Annotated in this window: 19 protein-coding genes and 1 pseudogene; 12 read left to right on the forward strand and 8 right to left on the reverse strand. The window is 63.5% G+C overall.

Annotated features, from left to right (window positions below; translation table 11 throughout):
* The 9 genes and pseudogenes from E8E75_RS07380 to E8E75_RS07420 all read left to right on the forward strand — a co-directional run.
* Nucleotides 1-279, forward strand: a pseudogene (locus E8E75_RS07380) (nitrate ABC transporter substrate-binding protein); the annotation flags it as partial.
* 20 nt (nt 280-299) lie between these two features.
* A complete protein-coding gene (locus E8E75_RS07385) occupies nt 300-878 on the forward strand; it encodes an ANTAR domain-containing protein (RefSeq protein WP_120655151.1) in 579 nt (192 codons plus the stop codon).
* 501 nt (nt 879-1379) lie between these two features.
* Entirely contained in the window at nt 1380-2663 is a 1284-nt protein-coding gene (locus E8E75_RS07390; RefSeq protein WP_120655150.1) for a CmpA/NrtA family ABC transporter substrate-binding protein, read from the forward strand.
* Between the two features lie 14 nt (nt 2664-2677).
* Nucleotides 2678-3535, forward strand: coding sequence for a nitrate ABC transporter permease (ntrB, locus tag E8E75_RS07395; RefSeq protein ID WP_120655149.1), 858 nt, complete (start codon nt 2678-2680; stop codon nt 3533-3535).
* Between the two features lie 79 nt (nt 3536-3614).
* A complete protein-coding gene (locus E8E75_RS07400) occupies nt 3615-4406 on the forward strand; it encodes an ABC transporter ATP-binding protein (protein WP_179057943.1) in 792 nt (263 codons plus the stop codon).
* A 346-nt stretch (nt 4407-4752) separates the two neighbouring features.
* Nucleotides 4753-6000: an alginate export family protein gene (locus E8E75_RS07405; protein WP_280357916.1), complete on the forward strand. Its 1248-nt coding sequence runs from the start codon at nt 4753-4755 to the stop codon at nt 5998-6000.
* Nucleotides 6001-6332: 332 nt separating this feature from the next.
* Entirely contained in the window at nt 6333-7319 is a 987-nt protein-coding gene (locus E8E75_RS07410) for a methyl-accepting chemotaxis protein (protein ID WP_280358415.1), read from the forward strand.
* A 2-nt stretch (nt 7320-7321) separates the two neighbouring features.
* Complete coding sequence (locus E8E75_RS07415; RefSeq protein WP_256672889.1) at nt 7322-8020, forward strand: hypothetical protein; 699 nt, start codon at nt 7322-7324, stop codon at nt 8018-8020.
* A 521-nt stretch (nt 8021-8541) separates the two neighbouring features.
* Nucleotides 8542-9048 carry a BRO family protein gene (locus E8E75_RS07420; protein ID WP_256660925.1) on the forward strand — a complete coding sequence of 169 codons (507 nt, stop codon included), beginning with the start codon at nt 8542-8544 and terminating at the stop codon, nt 9046-9048.
* 54 nt (nt 9049-9102) lie between these two features.
* On the opposite strand, the gene E8E75_RS07425 is transcribed toward E8E75_RS07420, so the two are convergent.
* A complete protein-coding gene (locus E8E75_RS07425; RefSeq protein ID WP_153918379.1) occupies nt 9103-9372 on the reverse strand; it encodes a hypothetical protein in 270 nt (89 codons plus the stop codon).
* 267 nt (nt 9373-9639) lie between these two features.
* Complete coding sequence (locus E8E75_RS07430; RefSeq protein ID WP_120655143.1) at nt 9640-9975, reverse strand: DUF2388 domain-containing protein; 336 nt, start codon at nt 9973-9975, stop codon at nt 9640-9642.
* Between the two features lie 383 nt (nt 9976-10358).
* On the opposite strand from E8E75_RS07430, the gene E8E75_RS07435 reads away from it, so the two are divergent.
* The gene (locus E8E75_RS07435) at nt 10359-10670 is read left to right on the forward strand and encodes a hypothetical protein (RefSeq protein WP_120655142.1); all 312 of its coding nucleotides are present in this window, start codon (nt 10359-10361) and stop codon (nt 10668-10670) included.
* Nucleotides 10671-10752: 82 nt separating this feature from the next.
* Here E8E75_RS07435 and E8E75_RS07440 read toward each other — a convergent pair whose 3' ends face one another.
* Nucleotides 10753-11598: a nitrilase family protein gene (locus E8E75_RS07440; protein WP_280358419.1), complete on the reverse strand. Its 846-nt coding sequence runs from the start codon at nt 11596-11598 to the stop codon at nt 10753-10755.
* 19 nt (nt 11599-11617) lie between these two features.
* Nucleotides 11618-13123: a cytosine permease gene (locus E8E75_RS07445; protein WP_120655140.1), complete on the reverse strand. Its 1506-nt coding sequence runs from the start codon at nt 13121-13123 to the stop codon at nt 11618-11620.
* A 308-nt stretch (nt 13124-13431) separates the two neighbouring features.
* On the opposite strand from E8E75_RS07445, the gene E8E75_RS07450 reads away from it, so the two are divergent.
* Nucleotides 13432-14334, forward strand: coding sequence for a LysR family transcriptional regulator (locus E8E75_RS07450; protein ID WP_120655139.1), 903 nt, complete (start codon nt 13432-13434; stop codon nt 14332-14334).
* A gap of 15 nt (nt 14335-14349) precedes the next feature.
* Here the strand turns inward: E8E75_RS07450 and E8E75_RS07455 are convergent, their stop codons facing one another.
* Together E8E75_RS07455 and E8E75_RS07460 are read right to left on the reverse strand one after the other, a co-directional pair.
* On the reverse strand, nt 14350-15120 hold the full coding sequence (locus tag E8E75_RS07455) for an ABC transporter substrate-binding protein (RefSeq protein ID WP_153918384.1): 771 nt from the start codon (nt 15118-15120) through the stop codon (nt 14350-14352).
* A gap of 70 nt (nt 15121-15190) precedes the next feature.
* Complete coding sequence (locus tag E8E75_RS07460; protein ID WP_153918386.1) at nt 15191-16027, reverse strand: AraC family transcriptional regulator; 837 nt, start codon at nt 16025-16027, stop codon at nt 15191-15193.
* Nucleotides 16028-16282: 255 nt separating this feature from the next.
* Between E8E75_RS07460 and E8E75_RS07465 the strand changes: the two genes are divergently transcribed.
* Nucleotides 16283-17299, forward strand: coding sequence for an alpha/beta hydrolase (locus tag E8E75_RS07465; protein WP_153918388.1), 1017 nt, complete (start codon nt 16283-16285; stop codon nt 17297-17299).
* 196 nt (nt 17300-17495) lie between these two features.
* Here the strand turns inward: E8E75_RS07465 and ycaC are convergent, their stop codons facing one another.
* Both ycaC and E8E75_RS07475 read right to left on the reverse strand, forming a co-directional pair.
* A complete protein-coding gene (gene ycaC, locus E8E75_RS07470) occupies nt 17496-18119 on the reverse strand; it encodes an isochorismate family cysteine hydrolase YcaC (protein ID WP_120655136.1) in 624 nt (207 codons plus the stop codon).
* Between the two features lie 187 nt (nt 18120-18306).
* The gene (locus tag E8E75_RS07475; RefSeq protein ID WP_280358365.1) at nt 18307-20145 is read right to left on the reverse strand and encodes an amidohydrolase; all 1839 of its coding nucleotides are present in this window, start codon (nt 20143-20145) and stop codon (nt 18307-18309) included.
* Nucleotides 20146-20220: the final 75 nt, after the last annotated feature.

Here is a 20220-nt window from a genome sequence, read left to right on the forward strand (position 1 = left end):
ATGCCCTGGCTGTCCGATGGCATGTGGTTCATGACCCAGTTCCGTCGCTGGGGGCTGCTCAGGGAAGACCCGGATTACCTCGGCGTGGCCCGTCGAGTCCACCAGCTTGCGCTCTACCGCGAAGCGGCCGAAGCACTGGGCATCGTGGTCCCCGAGCACCCCATGCGCAGCTCCAGGCTGTTCGACGGCCATGTCTGGGACGGCACCGATCCGGCCGGCTACGCCCGCAGCTTCGCCATCCATGCCCGCAGCTCCGCCATTGCGGCTGCTTCCCTCTGACGCCTGGAGTTGATCACAGCATGCTCCGCATTCTCCTGATTGATGACACCCCGAAGAAAGTCGGCCGTCTGCGCAATGCCCTGGTGGAGGCCGGTTTCGAGGTCATGGACGAAACCGGCCTGAGTATCAACCTGCCTGAGCGGATCGAAGCCGCGCGCCCCGATGTCGTGCTGATAGACACCGAATCCGCGGGTCGCGACATGATGGAACAGGTAGTGATGGTCAGCCGCGACCGGCCTCACCCGATCGTCATGTTCACCGACGACCACGATCCCGAGCTGATGCGCCAGGCGATTCGGGCCGGTGTCAGCGCCTACGTGATCGAGGGCATTCACGCCGAACGCCTGCGGCCGATCCTGGACGTGGCCATGGCGCGCTTCGAGGCTGACCAGGCCCTGCGTACCCAGTTGCTGGTGCGGGATACCCAATTGGCCGAACGCAAACGCATCGAGTTGGCCAAGGGCCTACTGATGAAGATGAAAAGCTGTGACGAGGATGCCGCCTACACCTTGATGCGTCGCCAGGCCATGGGGCGTCAACAACGATTGATCCAGGTGGCCGAACAGATCATCGCCACGCACGAGATGCTCGGCGTCTGAACAGCGAGTAGAAATCGGCCAAGTCCATGTGGGTGCAAACTCATCGCTCCACATGGACAGGGCAAACACCCGCGACAACCTCAAGCCACACACCGTACGCAGGCGCACTGTGGTGCGGTCCGTCGTTGCCCCAGACACAGGACTACGTTCCTGGCATCCGCCCCTCGCCGCACTCCTACTCCAAGTGAACCAAAACCGTTCAGGCCACCTCTGCACCGCACGAACATGGCTCAGTGCCGCCAGCCTGTCCGCACTTTTACCCAAAGAGTCAAGCTGCTGATTTAAAAGACAATAACGACCTAAAGCAGCCTGCCGAAGTCATGGCTTCGGGCTGCTGGGCAAGCTGGCAAGGCGTTTGCAGTCTCACCTGCAGAATCTTGCGTAGCGCGCCAACGGCGGTGGGCCGCGGATCACGGACAACGGCGTCCGTCAGAGCTCCTTTCCTTCTCGGGAGCTCTGGCGTGCGCCGTTTTTGTTTTGCCCTCCATTCAGGACAGCACCATGAGCGAACGTGATTCCAAAGACCCGGTGAACAACAGTCGTCGCAACTTCCTCAAGCAATCGATCGCCATTGCCGGCACGGTCGGTGGCGTGACCGCCCTCGGCCTCTCCGCTCCCGGTTTCCTGCGCAGCGCGGCCTGGGCCGCCGGCTCGGATGCACCGGAAAAGACCGCCCTGAAGGTCGGCTTCATTCCCCTCACCGACTGCGCCTCGGTGGTCGTGGCCGCCACCCAGGGCTTCGCCGCCAAGTACGGCCTGTCCATCACACCCAGCAAGGAAGCTTCCTGGGCTGGCGTGCGCGACAAGCTGAACACCGGCGAACTCGATGCCTCCCACGTGCTCTACGGCATGATGTACAGCTCCCAGCTCGGCGTTGCCGGTCCGCAGAAGAACATGGCGGTGCTCATGGGACTGAACCAGAACGGCCAGGCCATCACCCTCTCCCGCCAATTGAAAGAAGCTGGCGTGACCAACGGTGAACAACTCGCCGCGCATATCAAGAAGGGCGGCAACCCGCTGACCTTCGCCCAGACCTTCCCCACCGGCACCCATGCCATGTGGCTCTACTACTGGCTGGCCAGCCATGGCATCAACCCGCTGACCGATGTGAAGACCATCACCGTGCCGCCGCCGCAGATGGTCGCCAACATGCGCGTCGGCAACATGGACGGCTTCTGCGTCGGCGAGCCCTGGGGCGCGCGGGCGATCTTCGACAAGATCGGTTTCACTGCCACCACCACCCAGCAGATCTGGGCGGACCATCCGGAGAAGGTGCTGGGCTGCTCGCGCGATTTCGTCGAGCAGAACCCCAACACCGCACGGGCACTGGTGATGGCCCTGCTCGACGCCAGCCGCTTCATCGAGGCCAGCGACGAGAACAAGAAGGCCACCGCCAAACTCATTGCCGGCAAGGCCTACGTGAACGCCCCGGTGGACGTCATCGAGCAGCGCTTCCTCGGCCACTACGAGGACGGCCTGGGCAACAAATGGGATGACAAGCACGCCATGGCCTTCTGCAAGGACTGCAACGTGAACTTCCCTTGGCTCTCCGACGGCATGTGGTTCATGACCCAGTTCAAGCGCTGGGGCCTGATCAAGCAGGACCCGGACTACGCAGCCGTCGCCGCCCAGGTCAACCAGACCAAGCTGTTCAGTGAAGCGGCCAGCGCCCTCGGCCTGCCGGTTCCGGCCAGCCAGATGCGCGGCAGCACCCTGATTGACGGCAAGCTGTGGGACGGCTCGAACCCTGCCGCCTACGCCCAGTCCTTTGCCATCAAAGCCTGACCCGGGAGGTAACGATGAACGCTCCGGTAACTCCGCCGCTGCCTCTGCCGGCCAAGGCCGCACCCAGCTCCGCTCCACGACTGGCCAAGCCAGCCGTGGAGTTCTTCAACAACCTGGCACGGGCACTGGTCCCACCACTGCTCGGCCTGCTGCTGTTCATCGGCCTCTGGGCCCTGGTGGCGACACGCAGCGAAGGGTTGCCGGGGCCACTGTCGACCTGGCATTCGGCGCTGGAACTCTTTGCCGATCCCTTCTACGACAACGGCCCCAACGACATGGGCATCGGCTGGAACATCCTGCACTCGCTGGGCCGCGTCGGCCTGGGCTTCGGTATGGCGGCGCTGGTGGGCATACCCCTGGGCTTCGCCATCGGCCGCTTCACCTTCCTGGCCGGGATGCTCTCTCCCATCATCAGCTTGCTGCGCCCGGTGTCGCCGTTGGCCTGGCTGCCCATCGGCCTGCTGGTGTTCGAGGCCGCTGGCCCCGCGTCGATCTGGGTGATCTTCATCAGCTCGATCTGGCCGATCATCCTCAACACCGCCGCCGGGGTGGCCAGCGTGCCGCAGGACTACCTCAACGTGGCGAGGGTGCTGAAGCTCTCCGAGTTCAAGGTCCTCACCCGCATCCTGTTCCCGGCCGTATTGCCTCACCTGATGACTGGCATCCGTCTGGCCATCGGTGTCGCCTGGCTGGTGATCGTGGCGGCGGAAATGCTCACCGGCGGCACCGGCCTGGGCTTCTGGGTGTGGGACGAATGGAACAACCTCAACGTCGAGCACATCCTCATCGCCATCATCATCGTCGGCCTGGTGGGCCTGGCCCTGGAACAGAGCCTGCTGTGGCTGGCCAAGCGCTTCGACTACAACAACTGACCATTTCTGTAGGAGCGAGCTCTGCTCGCGAACCGCATTCGCGAGCAAGCTCGCTCCTACCAAGAGCAGGAGAACCCTGATGGACAAGTTCGTCGAGCTGACCGGCGTCAGCAAACACTTCGATACGCGCAAGGGTCGTTTCCAGGCCCTCAGCGACGTCAACCTCTGCATCGCCCGTGGCGAGTTCGTCTCGCTGATCGGCCACTCCGGCTGCGGCAAGTCCACCGTCCTCAACCTGATCGCTGGCCTGCTGGATGCCAGCGACGGCGGGCTGATCTGCAATGGCCGGGAAATCGACGGCCCTGGCCCTGAGCGCGCCGTGGTGTTCCAGAACCACAGCCTGCTGCCCTGGATGACCTGCTTCGGCAACGTCCATCTCGCCGTAGAGCGGGTCTTCGGCGCCCGTGAAAGCAAGGCCCGCCTCAAGGAACGTACCGCCGCGGCGTTGCAGATGGTCGGCCTGGATCATGCGGCGCACAAGCACCCCAATGAAATCTCCGGCGGCATGAAGCAGCGCGTGGGCATCGCCCGTGCGCTGGCGATGGAACCCAAGGTGTTGCTGATGGACGAGCCCTTCGGCGCCCTGGACGCCCTCACCCGCGCGCACCTGCAGGACGAGTTGCTGCGCATCGTCGGCGAGACCCACAGTACCGTGGTGATGGTCACCCATGACGTGGACGAGGCCGTATTGCTCTCCGACCGCATCATGATGATGACCAACGGCCCGGCGGCCACCGTCGGCGATATCGTCCAGGTCGAGCTGGCGCGCCCACGCGACCGCCTGGCCCTGGCCAACGATGCCCGCTACCACGAGTACCGCACCGCAGTGCTGGAGTTCCTCTACCAACGTCAGCAGCGCCCCGCCGCCTAGGTATCCGCCCTGCCCTTCGCGAAAGCCCGGCCCCGTGCCGGGCTTTCGCGTTTTGACTTGCCCGCATGCCCCATGCAGGGGCCCCCGTACCCGGCTTCGCACCCCGCCAATGCAACCTTGCCCGCGCAGGTGCATGACGTAATCGCCAAATGTTCTTGTCGCTAAACAAACATCATGTAAATCAAGTAGTTGAACAAACTGGCACAGTGCCTGCTAAGACCTTCCCCGGTCAGCACAACGGCGTGTCTGCCACTCAACCGACAACGACGTCGCGGAATCCCCTCTCCACCCGGAGCGCGGACACCGTGACGTTTTTTTTGCGCTTTTCAGACCTAGGAAGTCCGCTATGCACATGCTGAAACCCGCTCTGCTGTCGCTGGCCGTTGCCGGCACCAGTCACGCCGCCCTGGCCACAGAGGACGTTAGCAACCTGTTCACTGGGGGCAAAGCCATCCTCGATGCCCGCTACCGCTTTGAGAACGTCGACCAGAACAACAACTTGCGCGACGCCAATGCCCAGACCCTGCGCACCCGCGTCGGCTTCCAGACCGGCAAGTGGTACGGCCTCTCGGGCCTGGTGGAAGTGGACAACGTCAGCCGCCTCGGCGATGCCGCCTACAACAGCACCCGCAATGGCCAGACCAACTACGCCATGGTGGTCGACCCCGACGGCACCGAAGTCAACCAGGCCCTGCTGCGCTATGACCAGGCCTTCGGCAGCGCCGTGCTGGGCCGCCAACGCATCAACCTGGACAACCAACGCTTTGTCGGCGGCTCGGCCTGGCGGCAGAACGAGCAGACCTACGACGCTGCACTGGCCCAGCTCAAGCCCCTTGATGGCCTGACCCTGACCTACAGCTACCTGGACAACATCAACACCATTTTCGGCCCGGAAAACGGCCGCTTCGATAACCGTACCAACCCCGCCAACATCGAAGGCCACAGTCACCTGTTCAATGCCCAGTACCTGGTGCGGCCGGAACTCGCAGTGACCGCCTACAGCTACCTGCTCGGCCTGGACAACATTGCGACCACCGCGACCTCCCCGCTGGGCAGCTTGTCCAGCCGGACCAGCGGCCTGCGCCTGAACGGTGCGCTGGCCGGTTTCAACTATGCGCTGGAGTACGCACGCCAGCAGGACTACGCCGATAACCCGCTGGACCTGGACAGTGAGTACTACCTGGCGGAATTGGGGTATGTCTTCAAGGGCGTGCAGTTCAAGGGCGGGTACGAGGTGCTGGGTGGCGACAGCGGCCCCGGCAACCGCGCGTTCCAGACGCCGCTGGCGACCAAGCACATCTTTCAGGGCTGGGCCGACCAGTTCCTCACCACGCCGGCCGACGGCATCGAGGACGCCTACCTGGGGTTCACCGCGCCATTGGCCGGCGGCAGCCTGCAAGCCTGGTACCACGACTTCGACACCGAGCAGGGCAGCGACAGCTACGGCAGCGAGATCGACCTGTCCTACGCCCATCCGATACCAGGCGTGAAAGGTCTGGTCGGACTGCTCAAGTACGCCAGCTACGACTCGGATGATCGAGCCCGCACGGTCGATACCGACAAGCTCTGGGTGCAGGTGCAATACACCTACTAACCGCAAATTGGTGGGTACATCGGTGTGCGGGCGTCTTGCCCCACACCGATCCCGCCGAACCGTTCACGAGGACGCGGCACGATCATGGACAACGCACAGTCTTCACTCCACGTGGGAATCCCTGCATGAGCAATCTCGCTGACTCCGGTGTAACTGGAATCGACGGAGCGACCAGACTCGCTCAGGACCTCCGGCGAACGCCTCGACGACGGACGACCTCCCTGCCATTCGAGCCAGGTATCGCCCTGGTCGCCAGTGTCCAATCCGGTGCATGGCTGCCCATCGGGACGGCACTGGGAGCAGCGGCCTGCACATATGCAGGTCAGCCGGTCATGGCGCTTGGATTTATCCTCGTGACGCTCTACCTGGCGATCTCCCTGCATCTACATCAGTTGCGCCAGCGCTGCAGCGAAGCCTTCTGGTTCGACGAACTGGCGCGCCTGCTCAGCACTCAATCCGCCAACGACCAGGCCAACCTGCTGGTCGAGTGCAGTGAACGACTGCGCGGCAATGATCGCCTCAACAGCGAGGTGCGCTTCGCCAGCCAGGCGCTGGAACAGTTGGCGCAGAAAGCCAATGTCCAGGGCGGTGAGCAAAGCCAGCGGGTGAACATGATCGCAGCCGCCAGCGAACAGATTGAGCGCAGCCTGGTCAGCGTGGACGAAATGGCCAGTAGCGCCCGGACGGATTTCGCGGCCGCCCATGCCCAGGGCGAGGAAGGATGCCAGGCGGCTCGGCAACTGGGGGCAGGGATGGCGGACATACGCAGCAGCCTCGGCGACACCGCCCGAGCTGTGACGCAATTGCTGCACAGCACCGCGCTCGTCGAGCAGTCGGTGCATGGCATTCAGGACCTGGCCAAGCGAACCCAACTACTGGCTTTGAACGCCTCGATCGAGGCGGCCCGCGCCGGTGAACAAGGTCGCGGTTTCGCGGTGGTGGCCGACGAAGTCCGGCAGATGGCTACCGCTACCGACAGGACCACGCGCGAGATAATCGCTGCAGCCTCGGCCATTGCCGAAGCTGTGAAGCAGGTGAGCCATGAGGTCGAGCATCACCGCGAGCTGCTGGAGCGGGGTAGCGGCCAGAGCAACAGCCTCGCCGAGAGCCTTGATCGGCTGGCCCGCAAAAGTCAGGAAAACCTGCAGCGTTTCGACAACATGCAACAGGCCCTGGTCGAGCATCACCAGGCGAACCAGGACCTCGGTGAACAGCTGCAACAGATCAGCACCAGCCTTCAGGTGCAAAGCCGACAGACCCACGACCTGCATGACCTGACCCGCTACCTCACCCGACTCACAAGCGACGCGACGCTATGATCATGCAGAGCCTGCCCGCACTGGCCGTACTGACGGCCCTCGCCGCGTCGTGCATGGCCCTGCTGTGGGCCAATCGACGCCGGCAGTACCGCCAGCAAGAAGAACTGCGCACCATGTTGCAGTTGGGCCTGGTGCTCATGCAGGGCGTCCAGCGCCATCGTGCGCTGGGCGCTCAGAGCAGTGGCGAGGCCCTGCACCACCGCCAGAAGCTTGCAGCCGAACTGGAACAGTCCTGGCTGGCCTGGACAGCGTCGGGGCACTATCGAACCTGGCAAGGCCTGCTGCGCACGCCGGAGGACTTCGATGGGCATTGCCGTTTGCTGGAGCAACTGCTTGCCCACATCCAGCACCTGGACTTGCAACGTTGCCACCTGCTGGCACTGACACCGGAGGTCGCCGAGCGATGCTGGCAAGTCGAAGAGCTCGGCCGACTGCGAGGTCTTTCGATTCGCGCGGCTGCCCAGGAACACTGCCCGCTGGAGCTTCGCATTCAGCTGCAGTACCTGCATGATCGCCTGCTGAAGAATGCAGACGTGCCCCTCCGCGCGGCCCTGGGGCGTCTGTCCACTGAGCTAATGGGTGTACAGCGAACCGCACTCCAGCCTACCGACCTCTATGCCTTGCTCACTCCGCTGATCGACGCACGAATCGACGCGATTCAAAGTGGTATTCGACCTGCTGGGCACTTCCGAGCCTCATGACCTGACGCCTCATTGGATGCCAGGAGCGCTCCGGTGACGTACTGGTGTCCACAATCAACTGTGGATTCAACCGATAGCTGCTATTCACTACCGACGGCCAGTGGCGTAGTCGAGCGTCTTCCGGGGCCAGGTCATAAGAGTTCGATGCCCTTCGCCCGCTCCAGACCTCCTCAGATCAAGGTCCACTTAATGGTCTTTTCGTTTCTGGGCCTCTGAGCCGCCCAGAATCCGCTTCCCCAATCAGCCCTTTCGCACACGCCTTCGACATTGCCGCTTTCCGGCACCATCCATACCCTCTTTCACCGGCGCCTAAGAAACGCTTTAACCAGAGCGGTCCTCCGCACCCGACAGCAATGCGGCTTTTTTGTGCTCGCGGCATAATCGCGCCCGCAAAAATCCTCTGCTCTGTCGGGAGTGGACTAATACAACACCCGCAAGGGAAATACGTCCGGCCCGTCTCTGGTGGGTTTCTTAGCTCCCGACACCAATCACGCCCTAAGAAGCGACCAGAGGTAATGGATATGCCCGATTTCCCCTTTCTCCCCGCGCAGCAGACTGACGTCGAAGTCCTGCTCCCCCTCTCCTTCATTCGCCACAAACGCCAGCTCCGTGCACTGCTGCTGGACGACGAGCCCTGGTTTGCCGTCAACGATCTCGCCCGGCTGATGGCACATCCCCAGCTTGCCGAACGGATACAACGCAACCTCGATGAAGATCAGGTGCAAAGGGCCTGGATGCGCAACAGCCATGGCGAGTTCCAGGAGGAATTGCTGGTTAGCGACTCCGGCCTGTATGCCACGCTGATCCACTTCTATCACCCGGAGAACCGCTGCATACGCCAGTGGATAACTCGGCAGGTGATCCCTCGCCTGCGCAGCGAGGAACGCTTCGACGGCCAGCGACCCTGTCGCAGGGTGCTGCATTGGCTGGGGCGGGAGTTGGAGGTATTGCATTGGCAGGGCAAGGCGTGGCTGCCGCTGAATGAATGCTCGCGTTTGCTGGAGCGAGAACCAGTGGTGGTCGGATAACAGAGAGGCAGGGGGGCAGATAACAGATCTGTCCCCTAATCGCCCCTTGCTCTTCTATTCCGCCTTCCGCTGGGTGAGAAGGAGGGGCAACTCACCACGAGCGGCACTGATCTCGATCAGAATCTGATCGACGGTATTTTCCAGGGCTTCACGCCCCAGCAGGGACTGCATGGTGATACCGGTGATGGCCATGCTCTCGCCGGAGGCAGGCCAATGCACCGTCAGCGCCAAAATGCCATCGGCGCCGATCTGGCAATTGATGACATGGCCGGGTAGCAACGCTTCCAGCCGCTTTTGCAATCGATGTTCCAGCTTGGCTCTCATTGCTCTCCCCAGATCGTACGCGCGTTCTGAACAGAGCGCGTGGAAGGGGTATAGCTCACGGAAAGCGGGGAAAGGGGCCTGATATCGACCGTTCGGCGGGAAGCTTAAAGACCCTGGAGTACACCCCCGAACAGGGCCGTCCAGGCCGCTCCCGAGGCGTCCTGCGCGCCAGGGAATACGCCGCCGAATGGCTCATTCACAGTACGGCGAAATGAGGCAGGACCTCCCTGTCCCTCCACTTCGCTTGCGCGAAGCGCTGCCGCTTGATTACTGCGAGTCACCCGCCAGGATGGCGCTCGCCAGATCCAGGTCACTGCGCTCGCTCAGGCTCGGGTTCGCGCTGCGAATCCGTTGCAGTTCGGCTTCGAGATAGGGGCCGCGGATTTCGCCACCGCTGGCGATGAAGCTGCTGGCGTCGTCCTTCACCGGTCCTACGAGCTTATCGTCGCCGCCGCTGGTGATGTAGCTGGAGGCGGTGGTAGCGCCGGTGGAGATGAGATTTCGCAGCAGGTCGTCGTGATCGTCGTGGTCGTGTTTGGCAACGGCAGACGCGAATGGCACAGCGATCAGTGCGAGGGTGGCAACGGTGTTGCGGAAACGCATGGTGACTCCTTGGGTGTTTGCGTTCCCCTCAGATTGCGGCACGCGAAACGAGTTCCTGGCTTTCCCACAAATCTCGTTCATATCGATAGGCCCGCCGTCCATCCGGTCGCCAGCCCTGCATCGGAAACCATTGATCCAGGTTAGGTGGGGTGAAGTCCCTGCATGGAAAAATGCGCGCCTTCCCCGCCGCTTCCGTATACCGGACGTCGGGCCACCATGGGGTGATCTGGGAAGAAGGCGGAGCTGTACTAGACTGCACCACCACTGTGCACCCAAGCGTGGCGGTCAGGGCTCCGGTTGTTCACAACCACGAATTCATCTCACTGCTTCGTGTAACTCGCAGGCCACGGAGGGCCGACATTTCGAAGGAAGAGAGCGTACTTATGTCGCAAAGAAAACGTCTGATCGCCGCTGCAGCAATGGCTACCGGCGTCCTGACTGGCGCCCAGGCCGACGAATCGGCCATCCAGGCACATTGCCTGGAGAAATGGAGCGGTGATGCCATGCGCAGCTATTGCGTAGAAGAGCAACGCCAGTCAGCCGAAGCCGTTGCCAGCTACAGCGGCCCCATTCGCGGCCAATGCGAGTCGGAATGGGGCAGCGACTTCCATATGGTCCTCTTCTGCATCAGGGAAACGCAGCCTCTGCGCCAGGCCGCATCCCTGGAGCAAACCACGAACAACGCAGCGAACTGACATTCCAAAAAGGAAAAGCCCCTCAAGCGGGGCTTTTCTCTGTGCAGGCTTTGGACCACGCAATGCACCTCGCAGCCGCCATTCACTCCAGCAGTCCACCCGCCCCGTACAGCTCCGGCCGACGATCCTCATGCAGGTGGTTGTGCTGGCTGATGCGCTTGTTGCGCGCTTCATCCAGATTCAGGGTGGCGACGAGAATCTGTTCCCCGCCCTCTTCCGCCGGCCCAGCCAACGGGTAGCCGTCCGGATCGACGATCACCGAGCCCTGCACCCAGTTCACCCCGCGCTCGCTGCCATGCCGATCACAGGCAGCGATGAACAGGCGGTTGACCGCAGCGTTGGCTTGCACGCGCACCACTTCGGCCGGGCGTTCGATGGGCGGGCGCGGGCCGTCCGGCCAGTTGACCGGCGCGCAGAGCAAATCGGCGCCAGCCAATGCCGGTAGGCGCACCCACTCGGGGAACTCCAGGTCGTAGCAAATCATCACGCCGATCCGTCCGAAGGCGGTTTCCACCACTGGCGGCGGTTCGTTGCCAGTGGTGAAGATGGCGTTTTCGGCATCCCACAGGTGCGCCTTGCGGTACAGGGCGCGCACTCCCGTGGCATCGACCAGGGCGGCGCTGTTGGCAACGCGCTGATCATCGAGTCGCTCGCAGAAGCCGGCAACGATGACGATCCCAAGCTCGCGGGCCAGCGCTTGCCAGAGTTGCAGCGTCGGCCCGTCCACGGCTTCGGCCGAAGCCAGCGCCTCGGCCAGGTCGTGGAAGACGTAACCGCTCTGCACCAGCTCCGGCAGCACCACGACTCGCGCGCCTTGCAGCGCAGCCGCGCGGATGGCCCGCTCGGCAATGCGGCGGTTGTGGGCGAGGTCACCGATCTTCGGCGCCAACTGGCAGCAGGCGACCTTGAGGTTTCGGGATGCGTTCACTGGGCAGTACTCCCTGATATCAGGCTCGCGGTTCCTGGCTTGCGCCAGCTCGGGTCATTTCGAGGATGTCGCGTTCGCTGATGGCATCGATGATGCGGCGTTCGCTTTCCAGGTCGAGCGAGCGACTGAGGATGAAGTAGGTCAGGCCGGACACCACCAGCCCTACCAGCCAGGCGATATCCACGCCGTCCAGCAGGCGTGCCATGGGGCCGACGAAGACCTCCTGGCCTGCCGCTGCATCGAAGATGAAGAAGAACGGGATCATGCAAACGAAGCCCACCACGTAGGCGACGATGCCGCGCATTTGCCACGCGCCGTAGATGCCATTCGGCGTAAAGAAGTGGGGGATCGCATAGCGGCCTTTGCGCACGCAGAAGTAGTCCACCAGGTTCACGGCGGTCCACGGCACGAGGAAGTAGAGCATCAGCACCAGGAAGGTATTGAGGATGGAGATGCCATTGCCACGGATCGACATCACACAGGCGAGCAGCACCAGGGTGATGATGAGGATCGACAGCACCCGCGCACGCGGTGTCGGGTTGATGCGGCGAACCGAGTCGATGCCAGTCAGCAGGGTAAGCATGGCGCTGTAGGTGTTGAGCGCGATCACCGGCAGGAAGCCGACCACCGAAACCAGTACCAGAACATGGCCCAGCCCCGGCAGCACGGCCGTGCCGACGCGATCCAGCGCCACCAGTGCGTCGGACACTTGCAGCAACTGCGCAAGCCAGGCGCCGAGGCCGATCATCCAGGCACCGGAGAGCGAAGCGCCGAGGAACACCGCCGCAATCAATTTGGGTCGGCTGGTGTTCTTCGGCAGGTAACGCGAGTAGTCAGATACATAGGGCGCGTAGGAGATGTTGTAGCTGGCCGCGATGGCGAACTGGGTGACGAACGCAACCCAGGTGAAGCCCAGGCTGGCCGGCTCGACTGCCTCCGACTGCCCGGCGCCGAACATGAGCGCGACGGTCACCAGCGCGTAGAGCGGCAGGGTCAGCATCAATGCCCATTTGAAGGCCTTGTGCATCAGGTCGTGGCCATAGATCGACAGCAGCGCGCCGACGGCGATCACCGCGCAGGCCACGGGAAGCGGCTCAAGTCCGAAGACATTTTTCAGGCCGTCGATGATCAGCGAGACGTTCACCACGTTGAAGCCGACGAACACGAACAGGGTCGCCATCAAAGCCAGCACCACCCCGCGATAACCGAACTGCGCACGGGACTGGATCATCTGCGGCAGGCCCATCTCCGGCCCCTGGGAGCCGTGGAAGGCCATGAACAAGGTGCCGAACATGATGCCCAGCGCACCGGCCAGGGTCGTCCACAGGGCAGACAGCCCCAGGCTCGGCCCGACGAAACCGATGGAGATGGTGAAGAAGTGGAAGTTGCCGAGGAACCAGAACGGCCCCTGGCTGCTGAGCCGGGCGTGGCGCTCGGACTCGGGGATGTAGTCGATCGAGTGGCCTTCGATGGCCAATCCGGCGCTGGCGTCAGCCGCGTGAACGGGCTGGGTGGACCCTGACATGGGATGCTCCTTCGCTCCTGGTTGAGCGAACTGTTGTTCTTGTGATGATGCGGTCAGCGGGCCACGCAAGGCGCCAGCCATACATCGGGTTCATCTATGTTGGGTGAGATGGCGCTGCCCAAGCCCTGTGGCGAACGCCCTCTGCGGCGACCTATGATGACGCCTGGCGACCCGGCTATTCCCGGCATCCTGATTGGGATCGAGCCGTCGCTGAAGCAGCAATCTAGGTGCCCTGCCGAACTCGTAAAATAGCGCGGGCCAACTGTTCACATAGATCGCCTTCTATGTAAGGCATTCCCGGAGGCCCCATGCTGGGCAACGTATCCGAACTGGATATCCGTCTGATCCGCGTGTTCCTGGCGGTTGTCGAGGCAGGAGGCATTTCCGCTGCGCAGACTGCGCTGAACACTTCGCAACCCACTATCAGTGCGCAACTGGCGTCACTTGAGACTCGCGTGGGCTTCCGCCTCTGCCAACGTGGCCGGGCGGGATTCGCGCTGACGTCCAAGGGCAGCCAGTTCGTCGAAGCGGCGCGGCGCCTGCTGGCAGCTGCCGAGGGCTTTCGCCTTGAAGTGCAGCACATCAACCGCACCCTCTCCGGCACGCTGAACATCGGCCTGCTCGGACAGATCGACCCGACGGCCAACAAGAAGATCGCCCTGGCCATCGCTCGCCTGCGCGCACGCAACCAGGGCCTGTACTTCCAGTTCACCGAGCTGTCGTCCGCCTTCCTCGAAGAGAAGCTCATCAATGGCCATCTGGACCTGGCCATCGGCTATTTCTGGCGGCGTCTCGACAACCTCGACTATCTGTCCCTGTTCAGCGAAACCCAGGCTGCCTATTGCAGTGCCTCGCACCCGCTCTATCTCCAGGCTGGCACGCTACAAGTCGCCGACGTGGCCGAACACGAGTGGGTCTGGCCCAGTCACCCGCTGCCGGAAATGCCAGCCCCTACCTCGATCGACCGCATGACCGCTCTCACCGACAGCATGGATGGCGCTGCCCTGCTGATCCTTTCTGGCCAGCACCTGGGCTTTCTGCCCGAGCACTACGCGGCACGCCACGTTGAACTGGACCAGCTCCGCGCCCTCAACCCGAACCAGTTTCGCTATGAAGTGCAGTTCCACGCGGCAGTCCGGCATTCCATCCGCCAGAGCGAACTGGTGAGCACCTTTCTCGCGGAATTGATGGATGCCTTCGAACTGGCCTGACCGCCTGCCCCGGCGTTAGAAACCGTACTTCGCCTTCAGCGTCTGAATCGCCGCTTGCTCACGCTGGAGAAAGGCATCGAAACGGTGGATGAGCTCAGGGTGCTGGATGCTGGAGAGGTGGTAGTAGCTGTCGCTGAGTGGCAGCAATGACGACTCGATCACCAGGCCGCCTTCCCGCCCCAGGTGCTTGAGGTGGAAGTTAGCCACTTGCTGCGCCATGTTGGCAGCGTCTATGTAGCCGGCCATGACCATGTGGATAAGTCCCTCGGGGTTGGGCGCCTCCTCGATGACCACCCGTCCGGCAGCGATGTCGTCCTGAAACTTCCACGGCGTGAAACCACGGACGAAGCCGAGCCGGCGGAAGTTCTTGCGCGGCTGGCCCTTGCGCTCCGGCAACACCAGCATGGCGTCCTGGAATTGCAGCACCGGCTGCGAGTAGGTGATTCCGGCGGGCTTCTGCAGCTCTGCCCAGCGCGGGTTGTCGGGGAAGACCAGATCGAGTCGTCCACTCCAGAAGGAATGGGACAGACGCCGCACCGGCAGCGCCACATAGATGAAGCGCAGGTTTTCCCGGGTGGCGAAGAGGTCCAGCAGGTCACGGGCATAGCCGCGGTATTCGTTGTCTGGCGGCACCGCGGAGTAGATGGGGTAGTAATCCACCTGTTCCACCCCGATGCGGTACTCGGCCGGTTGGCCGGCATGGCCGAACAGCGGCCACACGCTGGCCAGCAGCAGCGCGACGAACCACAACGCTCGGCAACGACTTGATACCTGCGTACTCGGCATGGATGTGCAAGGGGCCTGACGAAAATGCCGCTCAGTTTAGGCTGACGGGAAGCCGCGAGTCTCCCCCTTTTCAGTCCTTTATCGGCACCCAGATTTCCACCCAACCCGTTCCAGCCATGGGATCGAAATCGGCACTGTAATACTCGAACTCCGGCGCATCGGCGGCCTGCAATCCGGACTGCGGCAACCAGCGCTGGAAGATCGCTGCAAAGGTCTCGTGGATGCTGGAGATGTGCCCCTGATGGCGGAACACCGCATAACGCCGCGCTGGCAGCCGCTGGTGGGTGAAACCGGCCGGCAGATCGTCTGTGCGGTTGACCCGAACGCCAGCCATGTACTCGAAACCACCCTCCTCATCCGGGCTGTGGCACAGACCATACGTCTCGTAACCCTGCTGCCCGGATACCCGGCCGATGTAGGGCACGAAGCGCTGCCAGAGGGCGGTGATGCCTAGGGACTTGTCGGCGGTGAAGCGCTCACCGAGTCCGGCGATCAGCAGTTCTTCGCCCTGTTCGAAACGCGGTTCGGTAAGTGGATAGGTGCTGGTGGGGCGCATGCGCATGGCCTCTCTTAATTGGATGCCGTCCAGATGGCCGCGTGCTCGAACGGATTCCGGCGTCAGGCCGAAATGCTCGCGAAACGCGCGAGTGAAAGCCTCGTGGGAGCCATAGCCGGACTCCAGGGCCAGGCCGAGGATGTCCGTTTCCCCGTCAGCCAGCCTGCGCGCTGCCCGGCTTAGCCGCCTTACCCGCGCGTAGCGCATCACCGGCCAGCCGGTGGCAACGACGAACGCACGGGCCAGGCAGAAACGGGATACGCCACAGGCGTCGGCGATGGCCTGGAGATCGAAGTGGCCGTCGACATCGGTTTCGATCATCCAGAGGGCTTTGCCGATAGGGTCTTCCATGTTCACTCCTTACGAGACGCCAGCGAGTGTGCCGCGCTGGAGAGGATGGCACTTGATCGTTCTTGCGCGGCGACTTCCCTTCGCACCGCCCGTGACGACGGAATTGCTCCGCCGGATTTCCACCCTGGCCGGTACCGGACCGAAAGTAAGCACACCCATGCAATAACTCCGCACCGGCCAGCGCGATAGTCCAGCCAGCTGGGCGCGGCACGGTTGCCGCACTCGATTTTTGGCAAACACACAGGGAAATGAATCTTGAACCTGCGCAACCACCTGCTCGCCGTGGCCATCGGCCTTTCGTCCGCGACCGCCTTCGCCGCCGGCAGCCCCGGCGTGGACCATGAAACCCAGGCCTTCCTCGAAGCCCTGGAAGCCGGCGACGGCAAACCCCTGGAAACCCTCTCGCCCAAGGATGCTCGTGCCGTGCTGGTGGGCGCCCAGGCATCGGTGAAGGTCGATCTCGCCGGCACTCGCGTCGAGGAAAAGACCATCCAGGCCGACGGTCAGCCGCTCAAGCTGACCATCGTTCGCCCCGAAGGCACCAAGGGTGAGCTGCCCGTATTCATGTTCTTCCATGGTGGCGGCTGGGTGCTGGGCGACTACCCGACCCATGCGCGGCTGATCCACGATCTGGTGGTCAACTCCGGCGCTGTTGCAGTCTATGTCGGCTACACGCCGTCCCCTGAAGCCCGCTACCCCACCGCCATCAACCAGGCCTACGCCGCCACCCGATGGGTCGCCGAGCATGGCAAGGAACTCGGCGTGGATGGCAGACGCCTGGCCGTCGCCGGCAACAGCGTCGGCGGCAATATGGCGGCAGTGGTCGCCCTAATGGCCAAGGAAAAGGGCACGCCACAACTGCGCGCCCAGGTCCTGCTCTGGCCGGTGACCGACGCCAGCTTCGAGACCGCCTCCTATAACCAGTTCGCCCAGGGGCATTTCCTCACCAAACCGATGATGCAGTGGTTCTGGGATAACTACACCACTGACGCCAAGCAGCGCGCCGAGATCCATGCATCACCGCTGCGCGCCACGCCCGAGCAACTCAAGGGCCTGCCGCCGACCCTGGTACAGACCGCCGAGTTCGACGTGCTGCGTGACGAGGGCGAAGCTTATGCGCGCAAGCTGAATGCTGCTGGCGTCGACGTCACCGCCGTGCGCTTCAACGGCATGATCCACGACTATGGCCTGCTCAACCCGCTGGCCCATGTTCCCGCCGTGCAGGCGGCCATGCGTCAGGCCGGTACCGAGCTGAGGAAGCACCTGCAGTAAGAGATTCGCCGTGCAGAACGATGTTCTTCGGTAGGTTGGTGCCGAGGAACGAGACCCAACGATCGGAGCCCGGATCGGCATCGCTGGTGGATGAACAGAGCGTCATCCACCCTTGGGGCTGGCCAGGCATCACTCCCGATGTCCACCGGCGAAACAAAAATGCCCGCACAAATGCGGGCATTTTTTTGCGCTGGGATTACTTGGCGTTCAGCGCCGAGTAGCTCTGCATCAGGTTGGCGTAGGCCGGCAGGTGACCGGCGAGCAGACCGCCGAAACCTTCGATGTCGTTGCGCCAGTCGCGGTGCAGTTCGCAGCCCACGGCGAACCAGTTCATCAGCTGGGCGCCGGCCTGGCTCATGCGGTTCAGTGCGGCGTCGCGTACCACCGGGTTGAAGGTGCCGGAGGCGTCGGTGACCACGAACACGTCAAAGCCTTCGGCAATGGCCGACAGGGTCGGGAACGCCACGCAGACATCGGTCACCACGCCCGCGATGATCAGTTGCTTCTTGCCGGTGGCCTTCACCGCCTTGACGAAATCGGCGTTGTCCCAGGCGTTGATCTGGCCGGGGCGCGGGATGTACGGCGCGTCTGGGAACATGGCCTTGAGTTCTGGCACCAGTGGGCCGTTCGGGCCGCTTTCGAAGCTGGTGGTGAGGATGGTCGGCAGGTTGAAGAACTTGGCGATGTCGGCCAGGGCCAGCACGTTGTTCTTGAACTCGTCCGGGGTGAAGTCGCGAACCAGCGACAGCAGGCCGGACTGGTGGTCCACCAGCAGGACGGCGGCGTTGTCCTTGTCGAGACGCTTGTAGGGAGTAGCCATGGTCGTTCTCCTTGCTTGGGTAGGGCGCCGGCTTGGAGCCTGCGCAAATAATTCAGGCTTGCCCTGTGGGGCTGTTTTCTCTGTAGGGGCGAATTCATTCGCCAGGCAGGCCGAAGGTCTGCCCTTCGGGTCTGCCGGGGGCAGCGTTGCTGCCCTTGGCGATTGAAATCGCCCCCTCAAGGAACCATCAGAAGGCAAAGCAGGAGCAGCCCAGTGCCCCCCAGAAGCCCTGGAAGTCGCTCACCGGCACGCTCGACTGCCGTGCCCGCTCGTGGCTGTGGGCGTGCACCGTGCAGGCGCCGACGCACTGGTGCACCTGGGCGGCGAGCGGCGCGGCGGGCTTCCAGTGGCCGGGGACCTTGGCCACCGGCGACCACTCCGGCAGCACCGGCAGCTGCGGCGGACCGAGCTTGTCGAACTCGCCGGCGGCGTAGACCACCTTGCCGTCGACCACGGTCAGCACCGACTCGATCCACTTGATGGCCTCGTCCTCGACGCTGAAGAAGTCCGCCGACAAGGCGGCGAGGTCGGCCAGTTGGCCCACCTTGATCTGCCCCTTCTTGCCCTGCTCGCTGGAGAACCAGGCGCTGCCGTGGGTGAAGAGTTGCAGCGCGGTGTCGCGCGACAGGCCCTGGGGATAAAGCTCCAGGCCGCCGACGGTGCGGCCGCTGACCAGCCAGTACAGCGAGGTCCAGGGGTTGTAGCTGGAGACGCGGGTGGCGTCGGTGCCGGCGCCCACCGGCACGCCTTCGGCCAACATGCGCTGGATCGGCGGAGTCTGCTCGGCCGCCTTGGCGCCGTAGCGGTCGACGAAGTACTCGCCCTGGAAGGCCATGCGGTCCTGGATGGCGATGCCGCCGCCCAAGGCACGCACTCGCTCGATGTTCTTCGGCGAGATGGTTTCGGCGTGGTCGAAGAACCACGGCAGGCCGTTGAACGGAATGTCGCGGTTGACCTTCTCAAACACATCCAGCATGCGCGAGATGGATTCGTCGTAGGTGGCGTGCAGGCGGAACGGCCAGCGCTGCTCCACCAGGTGGCGCACCACCGGCTCCAGCTCCTGCTCCATGGTCTGCGGCAGGTCCGGGCGCGGTTCGAGGAAGTCCTCGAAGTCGGCCGCGGAGAACACCAGCATCTCGCCGGCGCCGTTGTGGCGCAGGAAGTCATTGCCCTGGCCGGGCTTGACCACCTTGCTCCAGTTCTGGAAGTCGGTGAGCTCTTCCTTGGGTTTCTGGGTGAACAGGTTGTAGGCGATGCGCACGCTGAGCTGGCCCTGCCTGGCCAGTTCCTCGATCACCTGGTAGTCGTCCGGGTAGTTCTGGTAGCCGCCGCCGGCGTCGATGGCGCTGGTCAGGCCGAGGCGGTTGAGCTCGCGCATGAACTGGCGGGTGGAGTTGACCTGGTACTCCAGCGGCAACTTCGGCCCCTTGGCCAGGGTGGCGTAGAGGATGGTGGCGTTGGGCCGGGCGATCAGCATGCCGGTGGGGTTGCCGCTGCCGTCGCGCTGGATTTCGCCACCCGGCGGGTTGGGCGTGTCCTTGGTGTAGCCGACCGCCTTCAGCGCGGCGCGGTTGAGCAGCGCGCGGTCGTAGAGGTGGAGGAGGAACACCGGGGTGTCCGGCGCTGCGCGGTTGATTTCCTCCAGGGTCGGCATGCGTTTTTCGGCGAACTGGAACTCGTTCCAGCCACCGACCACGCGTACCCACTGCGGAGAGGGGGTTCGGTCGGCCTGGTCCTTGAGCATGCGCAGCGCGTCGGCCACCGAGGGCACGCCTTCCCAGCGCAGTTCCAGGTTGTAGTTGAGGCCGCCGCGGATCAGGTGCAGGTGCGAGTCGTTGAGGCCGGGGATCACCGTGCGCTGCTTGAGGTCGATGACCTGGGTGGCGTCGCCGCGATGGGCCATGGCCTCGGCATCGCTGCCGACGGCGAGAAAGCGCCCGTCCTTGATGGCCACGGCGCTGGCGGTGGGCTTTTCGCGGTCGACCGTGTGCAGGCGGCCATTGAACAGGATCAGGTCGGCGGACATGGAACCCCCTGAAGTAGCGGCATGGGCGACGCCTGCGGCGCCGGTGAAGGGTAGTGCGGACCAGAGTGCGCCAGC

It is taken from the genome of Pseudomonas sp. BN606, from assembly GCF_029873115.1.
GTDB lineage: Bacteria > Pseudomonadota > Gammaproteobacteria > Pseudomonadales > Pseudomonadaceae > Metapseudomonas.

Excerpts from the sequence above, each read along its gene's own strand:
- E8E75_RS07385 (WP_120655151.1), top strand. The coding sequence starts at position 300 with ATGCTCCGCATTCTCCTGATTGATGACACCCCGAAGAAAGTCGGCCGT.
- E8E75_RS07390 (WP_120655150.1), top strand. The coding sequence starts at position 1,380 with ATGAGCGAACGTGATTCCAAAGACCCGGTGAACAACAGTCGTCGCAAC.
- ntrB (WP_120655149.1), top strand. The coding sequence starts at position 2,678 with ATGAACGCTCCGGTAACTCCGCCGCTGCCTCTGCCGGCCAAGGCCGCA.
- E8E75_RS07400 (WP_179057943.1), top strand. The coding sequence starts at position 3,615 with ATGGACAAGTTCGTCGAGCTGACCGGCGTCAGCAAACACTTCGATACG.
- E8E75_RS07405 (WP_280357916.1), top strand. The coding sequence starts at position 4,753 with ATGCACATGCTGAAACCCGCTCTGCTGTCGCTGGCCGTTGCCGGCACC.
- E8E75_RS07410 (WP_280358415.1), top strand. The coding sequence starts at position 6,333 with ATGGCGCTTGGATTTATCCTCGTGACGCTCTACCTGGCGATCTCCCTG.
- E8E75_RS07415 (WP_256672889.1), top strand. The coding sequence starts at position 7,322 with ATGCAGAGCCTGCCCGCACTGGCCGTACTGACGGCCCTCGCCGCGTCG.
- E8E75_RS07420 (WP_256660925.1), top strand. The coding sequence starts at position 8,542 with ATGCCCGATTTCCCCTTTCTCCCCGCGCAGCAGACTGACGTCGAAGTC.
- E8E75_RS07425 (WP_153918379.1), bottom strand. The coding sequence starts at position 9,372 with ATGAGAGCCAAGCTGGAACATCGATTGCAAAAGCGGCTGGAAGCGTTG.
- E8E75_RS07430 (WP_120655143.1), bottom strand. The coding sequence starts at position 9,975 with ATGCGTTTCCGCAACACCGTTGCCACCCTCGCACTGATCGCTGTGCCA.
- E8E75_RS07435 (WP_120655142.1), top strand. The coding sequence starts at position 10,359 with ATGTCGCAAAGAAAACGTCTGATCGCCGCTGCAGCAATGGCTACCGGC.
- E8E75_RS07445 (WP_120655140.1), bottom strand. The coding sequence starts at position 13,123 with ATGTCAGGGTCCACCCAGCCCGTTCACGCGGCTGACGCCAGCGCCGGA.
- E8E75_RS07450 (WP_120655139.1), top strand. The coding sequence starts at position 13,432 with ATGCTGGGCAACGTATCCGAACTGGATATCCGTCTGATCCGCGTGTTC.
- E8E75_RS07455 (WP_153918384.1), bottom strand. The coding sequence starts at position 15,120 with ATGCCGAGTACGCAGGTATCAAGTCGTTGCCGAGCGTTGTGGTTCGTC.
- E8E75_RS07460 (WP_153918386.1), bottom strand. The coding sequence starts at position 16,027 with ATGGAAGACCCTATCGGCAAAGCCCTCTGGATGATCGAAACCGATGTC.
- ycaC (WP_120655136.1), bottom strand. The coding sequence starts at position 18,119 with ATGGCTACTCCCTACAAGCGTCTCGACAAGGACAACGCCGCCGTCCTG.
- E8E75_RS07475 (WP_280358365.1), bottom strand. The coding sequence starts at position 20,145 with ATGTCCGCCGACCTGATCCTGTTCAATGGCCGCCTGCACACGGTCGAC.